This window comes from Thermanaeromonas toyohensis ToBE (assembly GCF_900176005.1).
Classification (GTDB): domain Bacteria; phylum Bacillota; class DSM-521; order Neomoorellales; family Neomoorellaceae; genus Thermanaeromonas; species Thermanaeromonas toyohensis.
The window spans coordinates 2,768,522-2,783,268 of sequence record NZ_LT838272.1 but is presented as its reverse complement, the minus strand read 5'-3'; the positions used below and the strand labels follow the sequence as shown (position 1 = coordinate 2,783,268).

Annotated in this window: 12 protein-coding genes; 9 read left to right on the top strand and 3 right to left on the bottom strand. The window is 46.0% G+C overall.

Features of this window, described 5'->3' with window-relative positions:
- Positions 1–82: 82 nt before the first annotated feature.
- The 9 genes from folP (at position 83) to B9A14_RS14170 (ending at position 11,423) form a co-directional block, all read left to right on the top strand.
- Positions 83–949, top strand: coding sequence for a dihydropteroate synthase (gene folP / locus B9A14_RS14210; protein ID WP_231967791.1), 867 nt, complete (start codon positions 83–85; stop codon positions 947–949).
- Positions 942–1,790, top strand: a complete 849-nt coding sequence (gene folK / locus B9A14_RS17835) for a 2-amino-4-hydroxy-6-hydroxymethyldihydropteridine diphosphokinase (protein ID WP_084666505.1) — start codon at positions 942–944, stop codon at positions 1,788–1,790. The genes folP and folK overlap by 8 nt, the downstream gene beginning before the upstream one ends.
- A 118-nt stretch (positions 1,791–1,908) precedes the next feature.
- Positions 1,909–3,189, top strand: coding sequence for an IS110 family RNA-guided transposase (locus B9A14_RS14200; protein WP_084664592.1), 1,281 nt, complete (start codon positions 1,909–1,911; stop codon positions 3,187–3,189).
- A 337-nt stretch (positions 3,190–3,526) separates the two neighbouring features.
- A complete protein-coding gene (gene folE, locus B9A14_RS14195) occupies positions 3,527–4,102 on the top strand; it encodes a GTP cyclohydrolase I FolE (RefSeq protein ID WP_172839174.1) in 576 nt (191 codons plus the stop codon).
- 241 nt (positions 4,103–4,343) lie between these two features.
- On the top strand, positions 4,344–7,517 hold the full coding sequence (locus B9A14_RS14190; protein WP_084666503.1) for a BTAD domain-containing putative transcriptional regulator: 3,174 nt from the start codon (positions 4,344–4,346) through the stop codon (positions 7,515–7,517).
- 379 nt (positions 7,518–7,896) lie between these two features.
- Positions 7,897–9,195: an acetyl-CoA hydrolase/transferase family protein gene (locus B9A14_RS14185; protein WP_084666502.1), complete on the top strand. Its 1,299-nt coding sequence runs from the start codon at positions 7,897–7,899 to the stop codon at positions 9,193–9,195.
- 97 nt (positions 9,196–9,292) lie between these two features.
- Positions 9,293–10,312, top strand: a complete 1,020-nt coding sequence (locus B9A14_RS14180; RefSeq protein ID WP_084666501.1) for a 3-oxoacyl-ACP synthase — start codon at positions 9,293–9,295, stop codon at positions 10,310–10,312.
- A 65-nt stretch (positions 10,313–10,377) separates the two neighbouring features.
- Positions 10,378–10,968, top strand: a complete 591-nt coding sequence (locus B9A14_RS14175; protein WP_084666500.1) for a flavodoxin family protein — start codon at positions 10,378–10,380, stop codon at positions 10,966–10,968.
- A 44-nt stretch (positions 10,969–11,012) separates the two neighbouring features.
- Positions 11,013–11,423 (top strand): MaoC family dehydratase, encoded by a 411-nt coding sequence (locus tag B9A14_RS14170; protein ID WP_084666499.1) that lies wholly within the window; start codon positions 11,013–11,015, stop codon positions 11,421–11,423.
- A 148-nt stretch (positions 11,424–11,571) separates the two neighbouring features.
- On the opposite strand, the gene B9A14_RS14165 is transcribed toward B9A14_RS14170, so the two are convergent.
- The 3 genes from B9A14_RS14165 to B9A14_RS14155 are packed head-to-tail and all read right to left on the bottom strand — an operon-like array spanning position 11,572 to position 14,739.
- Positions 11,572–12,762, bottom strand: coding sequence for an electron transfer flavoprotein subunit alpha (locus tag B9A14_RS14165; RefSeq protein ID WP_084666498.1), 1,191 nt, complete (start codon positions 12,760–12,762; stop codon positions 11,572–11,574).
- A 23-nt stretch (positions 12,763–12,785) separates the two neighbouring features.
- Positions 12,786–13,586 (bottom strand): electron transfer flavoprotein subunit beta/FixA family protein, encoded by an 801-nt coding sequence (locus B9A14_RS14160; RefSeq protein WP_084666497.1) that lies wholly within the window; start codon positions 13,584–13,586, stop codon positions 12,786–12,788.
- 13 nt (positions 13,587–13,599) lie between these two features.
- A complete protein-coding gene (locus tag B9A14_RS14155) occupies positions 13,600–14,739 on the bottom strand; it encodes an acyl-CoA dehydrogenase (protein WP_084666496.1) in 1,140 nt (379 codons plus the stop codon).
- Positions 14,740–14,747 lie beyond the last annotated feature (8 nt).

The following is a 14,747-nucleotide window of genomic DNA, read 5'->3' as shown; positions in this document are numbered from 1 at the left end:
GGCAAAGGTATAGCTCTGGGCGAAATAGTAAATTTGCTGTTTTAAGTAGAATGGTTTAGGGTTTGGGAGGGGGAAACTTAATTTGGAGCAAGGGCTAAATGTACAAGGTTTTAGTTATAACGGATACAATTTTTCCTTTGGTGAGCGCACTTACATTATGGGTATACTCAATGTTACACCGGACTCTTTTTCCGACGGCGGTTTGTATTTTGACCTGGGCCGGGCTTTAGAGCGGGCTCACATAATGGTGGAGGCTGGCGCGGATATCATTGATGTGGGAGGAGAGTCTACACGGCCAGGATCAGATCCTGTTCCCTTAGAGGAAGAGTTGCGCCGGGTTCTCCCTGTGGTAGAAAGGCTGGCTCGTGAACTCAAAGTGCCTATCTCTATAGATACTTACAAGGCAGAGGTGGCGCGGCAGGCCTTGGAACGGGGAGCCACCCTAATTAATGATATCACTGGATTGCGGGGCGATCCCCAGATGCCTGAGGTGGTGGCCCGTTTCGGCTGTCCCGTAGTGGTTATGCATATAAAAGGTACACCAAAGAACATGCAGGAGAATCCCACTTACGAGGATGTGGTAGCGGAGGTAAAGGAATACCTGCGTGAAGGTGTAGAGTTGGCCGTGAAGGCTGGTTTACCTAGGGAAAAAGTGATTATTGATCCTGGAATCGGGTTTGGGAAGACGGTGGAGCACAATCTTAAGATTTTGCAATCTCTTAAAGAATTTAAAGCCTTAGGGCAACCCCTCCTAGTGGGAACCTCCCGGAAATCTTTCATCGGTAAGATTCTTAATTTGCCCGTACATGAGCGTCTCCTAGGTACAGCGGCCACAGTAGCCTTAAGTATCGCTGGAGGGGCTGATATTGTGCGTGTACATGATGTTGGGGAGATGAGACAGGTGGTACAGATGGCTGATGCCATAGTGAGGGGCTATTACCATGGATAAGATTTCTTTAAAAGGGATGTCCTTTTACGGTTATCATGGCGTGCTTCCTGAAGAAAAGGCTTTAGGGCAGCGTTTCTTGGTGGATGTGGTTCTATACCTGGACCTTTACCCTGCAGGGCATAAGGATTCCATCCAAGAAAGCATTGACTATACCAAAATTTACTCCTTAGTTAAGCACATAGTTGAAGGAGAAAAATTTAACCTTATCGAGGCCTTGGCGGAAAGAATCGCGGGTAAGGTGTTAGAGCAGTTTAAAGTTGTACAACAAGTTACAGTTACTGTTTCTAAACCGGAGGTACCTATACCTGGAATACTCTCCGGCGTCCAGGTAGAGATAACACGTCGCCAGCTTACGCGGGTAATTTTAGCCTTAGGGTCTAACATTGAACCCAAAGAAGAATATATCCGCCAGGCCGTGCGACTACTCCATAATCATCCTCGTATCACTGTTCGTAGGACTTCATCCCTTTACTTGACTGAACCGGTGGGCTATAAAGAACAGGATTGGTTCCTTAATGCAGTGGTGGCTTGTGAGACAGATTTGAGCCCCCTTGAGCTCTTACAGGAAACCCAGCGGATAGAGGTTATGCTGCAGCGGGAACGCAAGATCCACTGGGGGCCACGTACCATCGATATAGATATTATTTTATACGGGCAAGAAAGGATAAACTTGCCTGAGCTTATAATCCCTCACCCCCGAGCTTTTGAAAGATCCTTTGTTTTGGTACCCTTGGCGGAAGTGACGGAAGAAGAGATTTACGCTGGCAAGACGGCTAAAGATTTCTTGGCCCAGCTTAAGCACCCCACTAAAGTAGAATATTACGGGCCTCTGAAATTTTAGAGAAGATTTTTATGTAAGCATTCCTGTAATGATTTAGGATAGCCGTTGCCAATAAGAAAGCCTCCTGGTAGAAAGGAATTGAACGACAAAACCTCAGATACCAGGAGGCGAGCAAGCGATGCAAAAGGCCGAAAAGAAAGCCTTAGTTTATGGCAACGTGCTGATCGTGGGAGTGGATGTAGCTAAGAAAAACCATTACGCCCGGATATATAACAGCATGGGTATCGACGTAGTAAAACCGTTCTACTTTCATAATAGCAGAGAAGGTTTCTGCCGTCTACTAGGGAAAATAAGCGAAGCCAAGGAGAAAGAGAAGGCGGAACGTATCATTATAGGCATGGAACCCACAGGACACTACTGGAAACCTCTAGCCTATTTCCTAAAAGAGGCAGGTTACACTGTAGTAATTGTAAATCCTTATCACGTTAAAAACAGCAAAGAGATGGAAGACAATAGCCAAGACAAGAACGACCGCAAGGATGCAGGCCTTATAGCCCAACTGGTAAAAGAGGGCAAATTCTTGCACTGCATTTTACCGGAAGGGATATATGCAGAACTGAGGACCCTTTATATTACCCGGCAGCAGGAACACAAAAAACTTAACGCTGCCCTCTGCCAGCTTAAAGCCATAGTAGATGAATATTTTCCCGAGCTAATGGAAGTATTTAAGAGTCTTTTAGGCAAGGCAGCCCAGTGGGTCTTAAGGAACTGTCCCTTTCCTAAGGACATATTAAGCCTAAAGTTAGAAGAACTAGAAGAAGGGCTAAAACAAGCCTCGAACAGTAGAGTAGGGATAAAGAGGGCTCTTGCTCTAAGGCAAGCAGCAGAAAAGAGCATAGGTGTTAAAGAAGGGCTAGAAGGGGCTAAAGTCAAACTTCAAGCCTGCTTGGAAGAAATCGAGTTTTACCAAGGTCAAATAAGGAAGACAGAGGAAGCCATGGGGCGATACCTAGAGGAGACAGGTTTAGCGAATTATCTTTTAAGCATTCCTGGGGTAGGGGTAGTAACAGCGGCAGGCTTTTTAGGGGAGATAGGTGACCCAGCGAAATACCAGCACTGGAGACAGATACGGAAACTAGCTGGTTATAACCTAACGGCCCAGAAATCGGGGAAGAAACAGAAGGCCAAGACCACCATATCCAAGAGGGGTCGGCCGGGGCTAAGGAATCTACTTTACCAGGCGAGCCTTATTCTAGTGGCTAAGAACAAAGAATTTAAAGCGCTATATCATTATTTCTTAAAGAGGCCGGAAAATCCTTTAACGAGGAAGCAGGCTCTAGTAGCTGTGGCTTTAAAGCTAGTGCGGGTGATGTTTACCCTTATTACCCAGAAGAAGGAATATGATGCCAGCAAAGTATTAGGGAAATACCGGGAAGAACAACTAAAGAAAGTAGCTTAAAGAGCTAGGGAGGTTTTGGGTGGGGGAAGCCAAATCCCTCCATAAGGGCATAGACCCTGTAATTAAGTAAAGGCAGGCCCCACCCGCCCCCTTAAGGCAGGACGAAGGAATGAAAGGGCAAGACCCTGCGAGAAATGATAGGGTAGCCTGGGGGCGAATTTTAAGGTGAGGGTCCACCCAAAACCTTAGGATAAAAAATACTCAAAAATACCCATGGTAATTTTTAACCCTTCTCTCTCGTTTCTTAGATGGAGGATGAAAAACTTGAAAATCTAAGAGAGCGAGAGATAGAGGGAGATTTAAGCAAAAAATTGAGATAGGTGGGTTGGAATCATTGATGTTTGAGGTGGATAAAATTGAGCGAGCAGTCCGCATGATATTAGAGGCTATTGGGGAAAACCCCGACCGGGAGGGCCTCCGGGATACCCCCCGGCGGGTGGCTAAAATGTATCAGGAAATTTTTGCAGGGCTACTGCAGGATCCAGCGGCTGTTTTCACCGTGCACTACACCGAAGAGCATGAAGAGCTGGTCATAGTTAAAGATATTCCTTTTTATTCCATGTGCGAGCATCATCTTTTACCCTTTTTTGGTAAGGTGCACTTGGGTTATATCCCGCGTAAAGGTCGGGTTGTGGGGTTAAGCAAATTGGTGAGGGGAATTGAAGTTTTTACTAAGCGGCCCCAGCTCCAGGAACGCCTTACTAAACAGATCGCCGATGCTATTATGCAGTATGTTCGGGCGCTAGGAGTTATAGTGGTAATAGAAGCTGAGCATATGTGCATGACTATGCGGGGTGTAAAAAAGCCAGGATCCTTAACAGTTACTTCCGCCGTGCGGGGCGTGCTCCATGATGATGAAGCCTTGCGCTCTGAAGCTTTAGCGTTGATCAAGGGTTGGCGTACAGCGGTTTGAAATGGGTAGATTAAACTTTACTTTATGATTCATGTGTTCAGAAAGTGGAGAGTAAGCGAAGTAAAAGCGGAGATGGTTCGGGCAAGCCCAGTTAAATGTAGTTTAAGAATAAGAGGCAGGGATATTGGAGAGTAATTCTTTGAAACATGGATGACTATGGCTATTGTTTCTTTCGTTATTACCTTTTCAAATATCAGAGACCGGACCTTTACAATTACTATCATATAAGGAGGGGGGAGAGGTGAAAGCAGATACTTTTCCGATAACTAAATTTATGATGCCTTCTACTGGCAAAGAGATAATCCTTACTTCACGGTTCTACAAAAAGATAAAAGAGATAAATAAATATCCTTTAATCTTGATTTTAGCTGGTCCAGGTTACGGTAAGAGTGCGGCTTTGAGTTATTATTTTCATCTTCAGGGATATAGTTGTTTTTGGTTAAATCTGGACAAGGAAGACAATGAATTACCTGTATTTCTGTCAAGTTTTCTGACAGCTAGTGCTAACATCAAGGAAACTCCAATTAGGTCTATAGAGGTTTTAAAGGAAAGTGAAGATTTCAGACAATCCTGGAAGTATATTTTAAACTTATGGATCAATGAGTTAATAAGCATACCAAACAAGGATTTATATTTTATCATTGAAGATTACCATCAAATTAACCAGGATGAAGTTAATACAGTTATAGAGCATTTAATTCGTTATTCACCCCCAAACCTTCATCTAATTATTACCTCCCGAACCCCTTTTAACTTTTCCTTCCTGCCAGAATGGAAGTTGAAAGGCCGCATTTTGTATATTGAGCAAAATGATTTAGCTTTTGATGCTCAGGAGATAGAACAGCTTTTTAAAATAAAGTACGGAAAACAATTAACAGAACAAGAAGTTCAAGCTATTTTAGAACTTACCGATGGGTGGCCTATAGCAGTAGCCATGCTAGCAAGTAGCCAGGGGGCGGGCCGGAGGGAAATTTTTATTCCAGAGGAGCAGGAAAACATACAGGATTTGTTCCAATTCTTAGCTATTTCAGTTTTACAGAACCAGCCGCCAGAACTGCGTACTTTTATTCTTAAATCTGCTGTATTGCGTGATCTCAATGAGAGAATTTGTGCGGCTCTTTTTGGTTCCGACGGTATAAAGAATTTGTACCAAATAATTGATAAAGGGCTCTTTATTCATGATTACGGTCGAGGTACTTATAGGTTTAATAAGCTTTTCAGGCGTTTTTTGCTCCATATAGCTGAAAAAGAAGGGGTGAACTTAAAGCTATTAAATGCTCAAGTAGGGGAATATTTTTTACAGGAAGGGTTGCCAGAAGAGGCAATTTATCATTTTCTCATGGCAAAGATGTATGACCGTGCTATAACTATAATTTTAGAAATAGCAGGGTCTTTGATAAAGACGGCCCAATACAGGAAAATTATAAAATGGCTGGAAGAGATACCAGAAGAAATATATAACACACATCCTCACTTATACTTATTATTGGGCGATGTCAAAAGGCTTACCAGTTACTTCGAAGAGGCCCTATCGTCCTATGAAAAAGCTCGATTTCTCTGGGAGAAGATAGGAGATAATCTAGGTGTAGCAGCAGCACTGGAAAAAAAAGCCCTGGTATTTCTCGATACTGTTCAACCCGTCAAGGCCGATCCCTTATTATATGAAGCCTACAAGATTCGTGAACAAGCCGGTTTTTCCAATACAGGGTCTATCCTAGAGTTGCTGGGAGAAAATTCTTTAAACCAAGGTAAGCTGGTGGAGGCCCAGAGCTACATCGCCCGTGCTGTAGCTTCAGGGTATAATATTTCTAAGCATTTGAAAGCCCGACTACTTTTACGGACCGGGCAGCTGGAAGAGGATATAAATTATATAGAACAGGAATTAACTAGGGATGAAAGCGATCTGTCTCCCAAATCTCACAGGGAAATAAAACTGGTACTTTCTTTGTTATATAGTTTAACAGGTCAGAATTTAGAGCGGGCTTTAGAGTTGGCCTGGGAAGTGCTAGAGGCTAGTCAGAGAGTAGGGTCCCCCTTTACCGAATCCGTGGCTGCTGCGCGTATCGGTCAGGTTTATAATGTTATGAATGAGTTGGAAAAGGCGGTACAATGGTATCACAGAGCGATAGAACTGTCGGATCGGGTTAGCACGCCGCGAGGGAAGGGGGAGCCTCTGTGGGGGTTAACTTTAGCTTATGCTTTTAAAGGAGATTTGAGCAGAGCGCGTTATTACGCTGAGATGGGTTATCAAATTTGCCATGAAGTAAATGACCGCTGGCTTGCTGCCTTAACTGAACTAGCCTTGGGTATAGCTTATTATAATAGTGGTTCTTATAACCAAGCCTTAGATTTATTTCTTAAAACCAGAAAAACTCTAGCAGATTGCGGGGATACCTTTGGGCCAGTGGTAGCTCTTTTATGGGAAGCTTTAACTTATTGGCGTACTAGTTCCTATGAATGCTTTTCACTTATAGGGCAAGAATTGGAATATAAGCTCAATCAGCATGGTTATAGATTTTTGCTCGAGCGCGCGTGCCTTTGGAGACCAAGGGAGATAGGAGAGCTGAAGTTATTTCTTACTTCCTGTTTTGTTAAAGGCTTTCTTGGGGAACAGTTAGCACACTCTCATCAAGGGTACCATCCTGGCTATAAATTGGGTATTAAAGCGTTGGGAGAACTCCAAGTCTATCGCGGTCCTCAAAAGGTGTCCAGCAAAGAATGGCGCAGAGATAAAGCCAAACGGCTATTAGAGATATTGGTAACTTACCGCGGTTCTTTGCTGGCTAAAGAAAAGCTAATGGAAATGTTGTGGCCGGAAAAAGAAGAAGAGAGAGCTGACAGCAATTTTAAAGTTACTTTGGTGGCCTTGAATAATGTCTTGGAACCCCGGCGACCAGGGGGAACTTCTTATTTCATAATCCGGGAAGGCAATCGTTATGGCCTCCGTACTGGGGAAGATGTAGAAGTGGATGTAGATATTTTCATCCAAAAAGTGAAAACGGGCTTGGAATATTTGAGCAAAGGGAAAAAAGTTCTGGCTCAGGAGTTCCTGGAAGAAGCCATAGCGTTATATGCTGGAGATTACTTGGAGGATGCTTTATATGAAGATTGGGCTGCTTTAGAAAGGGAACGAATGCGAGACTTATATTTATCGGCCAATGATGGATTGGCAAGAATATACCTGGAACAGGAAGATTATTACCGGTGCCTATACGTATGCGGGCAAAACCTTAAAGTTGACCCCTGCTGGGAGAACGCCTATCGTCTAATGATCCAGTGCTATGGGAAGCTGCGGCAGAAAACCCGGGCTGTCCAGGTTTACCAGCAGTACAAGGAAGCTGTACGAAAATACCTTGGTATCCGTCCTTCCGGGGAGATTTTGAACTTACTTAAAGATACCATCAGTCAAATATAACCTTTAGAATCTGTTATAACTTCAAGGTTATGAATTATAGCATCCCGGCCTTCTGGAGGTCGCGGGGTGCTTTTTTGTTTTTTTGTTACCTGGGAGTAACCTTTTTGTCACCAGCCAGGGTTAATTTATAATTGTAAAAAATCTATAGGAGGTGGGGCTATTTCCTTCTTAGTCTCCATTGCCGTCTTGATAGTGGTTTCTTTAGCCACGCCACAACAGGAACGGGCTGTCTTGCCTAAAAAGAAAGGCTATATTCCTGCATCATCTGTAACTCCTGAGGTTTAAGCCTTATTAGCGCTAACTAGAGGTTACGGCCAGGCAGGGCTTGTACCTGCCTGGCTAAATGGAATAAAAAATCGGCTAAGGGAGGTACAAAAACATGAACGTCCAGGATGAATATCGCCGGAAGTTAATTAGCATTGATGAAGCAGTTAAGATGGTAAAATCTGGGCAAACGATAGGAGCAGCTATGACTGCTTCCACGCCTGTTGGCCTCCTTAGCGCCTTAGGGAAAAGGCGAGATGAACTTGAGAATGTGAGGATTATAACGGCATTAACACTGGGGGCTGGATTTGATTACTTCTTAGATCCTAGTATGAAAGGCCACTTCTTGCTGGAAAGTCTCTTTTATGGTGGGTATGAGCGCAAGGGGCATGCTTTGGGCACGGTATCTTTTATCCCATCTAATGGACGGGATTGGGGTGGGCTTATCTTAGCCAACAATCCCCTGGACATCTTTTGGGGCACAGCAAGTCCCATGGACAGATATGGATATTTCTCTCTCTCCCTTTCCCTCTCTTATGAAAAGGACTGGCTAGAGGCAGCAAAACTGGTAGTTTTGGAGATAAATCCCAATCTACCCCGTACCTATGGCGATACTCACGTACACATAAGTCAGGTGGATTATATAGTGGAGAACGAACGACCTCTTATTGAAATACCGCCAGCGGAACCTGATGCAATCGATGAGGCTATTGGAGCTTACGTTGCCGAGCTGATTGAAGACGGGTCGACTATTCAGTTAGGGATAGGCGGTATACCCAATGCTATAGCTCGCAACTTGATGAACAAGAAAGATCTAGGCGTGCATACCGAAATGTTTACGGACGGCATGGTAGACTTGTGGGAAGCGGGAGTGATTACCGGGCGTAAGAAGACACTCTGGCCAGGAAAAATGGTGGGCGCTTTTGCCCTGGGGACCAGGAAACTGTATGATTTTGTCCGGGAAAATCTGGCGGTAGAATTCCAACGGGGCAGGATCACGAACGATCCTTGTGTGATTGCCCAGAATTATAAGATGGTAAGCATAAATACGGCTTTACAGATAGACCTTACGGGCCAAGTCGTTTCCGAGTCTATAGGTCCGGTCCAGTATAGCGGTACAGGTGGGCAATTTGAAACGGCTATGGGCGCCCAGAAGTCACCGGGTGGTAAATCCATTATTGCGCTCCGTTCTACGGCAAAGAACGGTACAATTTCTACCATAGTTCCTTCTCTACCGGCTGGAGCTAGGGTAACCCTCACTCGCGCGGAAGTAGATTATGTAGTTACAGAATATGGAATAGCTCATCTAAAGGGGAGAAGTATCAGGGATCGGGTCAAACTTCTTATCAGTATTGCCCACCCTGACTTTCGTGAAGAACTACGGAAAGAGGCGCAGATGCTCGAACTGTCGTAAATGCTAAAAAGCTTGAGTGTGAGAATAACCCTGTTATAGTCCGACGTATAACAGGGAGAAATATAAAAACTTATAGAAGTATTGAGGTGACATATGTATGTGCAAGGCAGAGATTCCTGTAGGTTTAGTCGACTTCGAAATTTACCTCCCGGACACTTTTATGGACGCCAGTGAGCTGGCGAAGCTTACAGGGATTCCGGAAAATGTAATACGAGAAAAACTGGGAGTGAATCGCAAGCCGGTAGGAGGACCTGATGACCATTGTGTAACTATGGCCATCAAGGCAGCCAAGAAGTTACTTGATAAAACTGGCATCAGCCCGGAAGAAATAGATCTTATAATCTATCCGGGCGAAGAGTACAAAGAATACATTTGCTGGACAGGATCTATTAAAATCCAGAAGGAATTGGGTGCTTATAATTGTTGGGCTTTTGATATCTCTTACCGCTGCGCAGCCACACCTCTGGCCTTGAAGCTCGCTAAAGATCTGATTTTAACCAACGACGATATTAATACCGTGTTGATTGCCGGGGGAAATACTAATGCTTACTTGGTTAACTATGAAGATCCGAATCAAACTTTTATGTTTGATATGGCTCCTTCCGGACATGCAGCTATCATAAAACGAGGATATGAAAAAAACCTTATCTTAGGTACAGGTATCCACACTGAACCTATTTTTGCCGATGATGTGATACCTCTACTGGGCGGGACTAAATATCCTATAACCCATGAGAATCTCGATAAATACGGATGGAAACTCGTACTACCTGATCCTGAGCGAATGAAAAGAGATCTGGCCGAGCGTTCTCTCCCTGCCTTTATTAAACCGGTGGATATTGCCCTGCAGAAGAGCGGCTTAACGAGGGCGGATATTGACTACCTGGCTATTATTCATATTAAGCGCAGCGCCCATGAAGCGATACTACAAGAGCTAGGTTTAAGGCCGGAACAATCCGTATACCTGGAGGATTACGGGCATACAGGACATACCGACCAATACCTTTCTTTGCAGCTAGCCCTTGAGCAGGGAAAAGTTAAACCGGGCGACCATGTAGTTTTCTTGGGTGCCGGGACAGGTTACGCCTTTACCGCTACGGTGATCAGGTGGGGGTAAAGAGAATAGGAACGGGGGCTAATGGAAGGCTTCCATGAGATTCTAAACAGCAGGGGTGATTAAGATTGCTAAAGGTATTGGGTATTTCCGGCAGCTTGAGAGAAAACAGCAATACAGAATATCTGGTACGTTATGCCCTTTCTCTTTTTCCTGATACCGAGTTTAAGACAGAATTGGTCTCTTTGAAGGAGCTGGTTATAAAACCGTGCCAGGGGTGCTACGGATGTTTGACAGCTAGGAAGTGCGTTCAGGAAGATGATGACTTTGAGTTTGTTTATCAAAAGATGGCAGAAGCTGATGGATTAATCATTGGCACACCGGTTTATTTTAGTTCGGTTCATCCCCAACTGATGGCCCTATTAGATCGGGCTGGCTTCGTACGCCTGTGGACCGGCGAACAGTTCTCTGGCAAAGTCGGTGGTCCCATTACTGTGGCCCGGAGGGCGGGACACAATACGGCTTTTGCTCAACTGTTATTGTGGTTCTTCATCAACGATATCATAGTTCCCGGTTCCAGCTACTGGACCATGGCGGTTGCCGGTAGCCGTGGAGCTCGGGATGCCGCGAAGGATGAAGAGGGCTTACGTCACATTACTAAGTTTGTGAAAAATATGAGCAGGGTAATGAAAGCCTTACAGGTAGCGCCGGACCTGTGAAAGATTATTAAGGGGCGAGGATAAGGGAGGAAGTATGGATAAATATGTATAAATATGCAATGATTAAAATCGGCGACAGGGCGAGTTTACAGCGCAGGATTACTTTTGAGGATATAAAAAAATATGCAGAGCTTATTGGCGATCAGAACCCGCTACATTTGGATGAAGAATATGCCCGTAAAACGATTTTTGGACGGCCGATTGCTCATGGTTTACTTACAGCAGGGCTAATATCTAATTTGCTCGGTAACAAATTACCTGGTCCAGGAACAGTTTACTTAAGCCAGACTTTCAAATTTAGGGCTCCCGTTTTCCCAGGAGATTTGATAGAAGCTTGTGTGGAAGTTGTAGCTAAGGATGAGAACAAACGCCGATTAAAGCTCAAAACAGAATGCCGCAACGAAGAGGGGAAGACGGTGCTAGAAGGGGAAGCAGAAGTAATGTTTATGGACTAGAGTTGCCACCGGGAACTTCTTATCACCTCAGGGTATAGCTTATGGGCCCAACGGAGAATTATATATAGCATATAATAAAAACCGCCTCAGGAAGAGAAGGGGATGAAAACCTGAGGCGGCCTTAGTAACGACCAAGCTTCAATTATTATTAAGATTTCAGTTCTTCTAGCAGGACGGGTAATACCTGATGGACGTCACCCACAATTCCGTAATCGGCTACTTTAAAAATAGGGGCTTCCGGGTCGGTGTTAATAGCTATAATACACTCGGAATTTTGCATACCTGCTAGATGTTGAATGGCGCCAGAGATACCACAAGCAATGTAGAGCCTAGGCTTTACTGTTTTACCCGTTTGCCCTACTTGGTGGTCGCGGCTTATCCAGCCGGCGTCTACCGCCGCACGAGAGGCTCCTACAGTAGCCCCCAGGAGCTTAGCCACCTCTTCTAGCATCTTAAAGCCCTCTGGACCGCCTAGGCCGCGTCCTCCGGCAATAATGATCTCGGCCTCTTCCAAGTTTACCGTAGTCCTGGCTTGGTCTACAACTTCTAGAACCTTGGTCCTTAGGCATTTTTGAGGGATTTCGTAGGAGCGCCTCACCACCTCTCCACGGCGGGTGTAATCCGGCTCTTTTTTGTGCATCACTCCCGGCCGGACTGTGGCCATCTGAGGCCGGTGATGAGGGCAGGCAATGGTAGCCATTAAGTTGCCGCCAAAAGCAGGGCGTGTCTGCAAAAGAAGCCTTTCTTCGGGATCGATGGCAAGTGCGGTGCAGTCAGCCGTTAGGCCAGTTCCCAAGCGCCGGGCGAGGCGCGGGGCCAGGTCGCGGCCTAGAGTTGTAGCTCCGAGGAGAAAAATTTCTGGCTTAAATTCGTGGACTAATTGGGCTAACACATAAGTATAGGGCTCAGTGCGGTATAGAGTTAGTTCCGGGTTCTCTACCAAATAAACACGTTCAGCTCCGTAAGCAAAAAGTTCTTCTACCAGGCCGGCGACGTCGGAGCCCAAAAGGGTAGCGGCTACATAAGTTTGGCGCTGGACGGCCAGATCTTGAGCAGCTCCCAAGAGCTCCCGTACAACCTCGGCCAGCCGGCCTCGGTGTTGTTCGGCGAATACCCAGATTCCCTCATAAGTCTCAGAGGATGGTTTGAGTTCGGGGGCCGTTTGGTTCGTATCTTCCTCTTTCTGGATGGCGCCAAATTTACAGGAATCAATGCATGCGCCACAGTTGGTACAGTTTTCCATGATATAAGCTTTTTTATCCACGATTTCTATTGCTTCGAAGGGACAGTGACGTAGGCAAGCTTTACACCCTGTACATAGTTCGGTGTTTATACGCATCTTACTGAGCCTCCTTGTACTTTTTAGGCAACAGAGGTTTTCAAAAGTCTACGCTCTTTAAGGTGGTTGATCAGGGTTACGGTGATTTCTTCTAGAGAGCCTTTTAAGATTAAGCAGTTTCTTTTGTGCTCGGGGACAAAGGTACGCCTTACTTGGGTAGGAGATCCCTTCAGACCTATTAGGTTCGGGTCGACCGGCACATCTTTGGCTGTCCAAACGGTGATGCCTTGACGGCAGGCGCGGACAATCCCCCGAATAGAAGGATAGCGCGGTGTATTTAACTCTTTTATAACTGTGAACAGGGCGGGAAGACGCGTTTCAACGATCTCATAACCCCGCTCAAGGGCGCGTTGCAGGCGGCAGGTGCCGTCAGATAGAAGTTCTATTTTTTGTACGTAGGTAACTTGGGGGATATCTAATAGCTCGGCTAGTTGAGGTCCCACCTGAGCGGTATCCCCGTCGATAGCCTGGCGGCCGGTAAGGACTAAGTCATAGGAGCCCAACTGCTTTATGGCTTGGGCTAGAGTATAAGATGTCGCTGCGGTATCGGCACCGGCAAAAGCCCGGTCGGTGAGCAGGATGGCCCGGTCCGCTCCCATAGCTAAAGCTTTTAAAAGGGCTTCCTCTGCCTGGGGCGGGCCCATGGAAAGGACAATTACTTCTGCTCCGTGCTGATCTTTTATGGCCAAAGCCGCTTCCAGGGCATGACAGTCTTCGGGATTAATTATACTGGGTACCCCAGTTCGTATCAGAGTACCCGTACGGGGGTCTATTCGCACTTCGGTGGTGTCTGGCACTTGTTTAATGCAAACTATTATTCTCATTTACCGTTCCTCCCTATCGCAAGAGATGAGAAGCAATTACCATACGCTGCACTTCCGAAGTTCCCTCATATATTTCCGTGATCTTAGCGTCCCGGAAGAAACGCTCCACAGGATAATCCTTCATATAGCCATAGCCCCCGTGGATTTGAACGGCTTTCACAGCTTGCTGCATGGCCACTTCTGAAGCATAGAGCTTGGCCATGGCCGCCTCTTTAGAGAAGGGTTGCTTGTTATCTTTGAGCCAGGCGGCACGGTAGGTTAAGAGGCGCGCTGCTTCGATCTGGGTAGCCATGTCGGCCAGCATCCACTGTATGGCCTGAAAAGATCCAATGGGTTTGCCAAACTGTTCGCGCTCCTTGGCATAGCGTAAACAGGTATCCAGGCAGGCTTGGGCTATGCCTAGGGCCTGGGCCGCGATACCTATACGCCCCCCATCCAGCGTCTGCATGGCGATCTTAAATCCTTCCCCTTCTTCTCCCAGCCGGTTTTCCGCGGGGATGTGACAGTTCTGGAAGATAAGTTCTGTGGTGCTGGAAGCGCGAATACCTAATTTATCTTCTTTTTTACCAAAGGAAAAGCCCGGTATACCTTTTTCTACGATAAAAGCGGTAATACCACGACTACCTTTAGAAGGATCCGTCTTGGCCAGGACAATGTAAATATCGGCAACCCCGCCGTTGGTAATGAAGATCTTGTTCCCGTTTAAAACGTAGGAGTCCCCTTGGCGTATAGCGGTTGTCCGAAGGGAGGCGGCATCCGTACCCGCGTTGGGCTCGGTTAGCGCGAAAGCTCCTAATTTCTCTCCCTGGGCTAAAGGCACCAGGAAGCGCTGTTTTTGCTCCTCAGTACCGAACTGATAGATAGGGTGAGCGCAAAGGGAAGTATGAGCGGAGACAATAACCGCAGTAGCTGCGCATACCCGGGCCAGCTCTTCTACAGTGATAATGTAACTCAAAGTATCGGCTCCAGCTCCGCCGTACTCTTCGGGGAAGGGGATGCCCAGCATGTTATAGCGAGCCATTTTCTTCACTATTTCCCAAGGGAATTCACCAGTGTTGTCCCGTTCAGCGGCCCCTGGCGCAACTTCTTTTTCAGCGAATTCCCGCACTATTTGGCGGATCATTCTTTGGGATTTCGTCAGATTCAGGTCCATCGAGATTT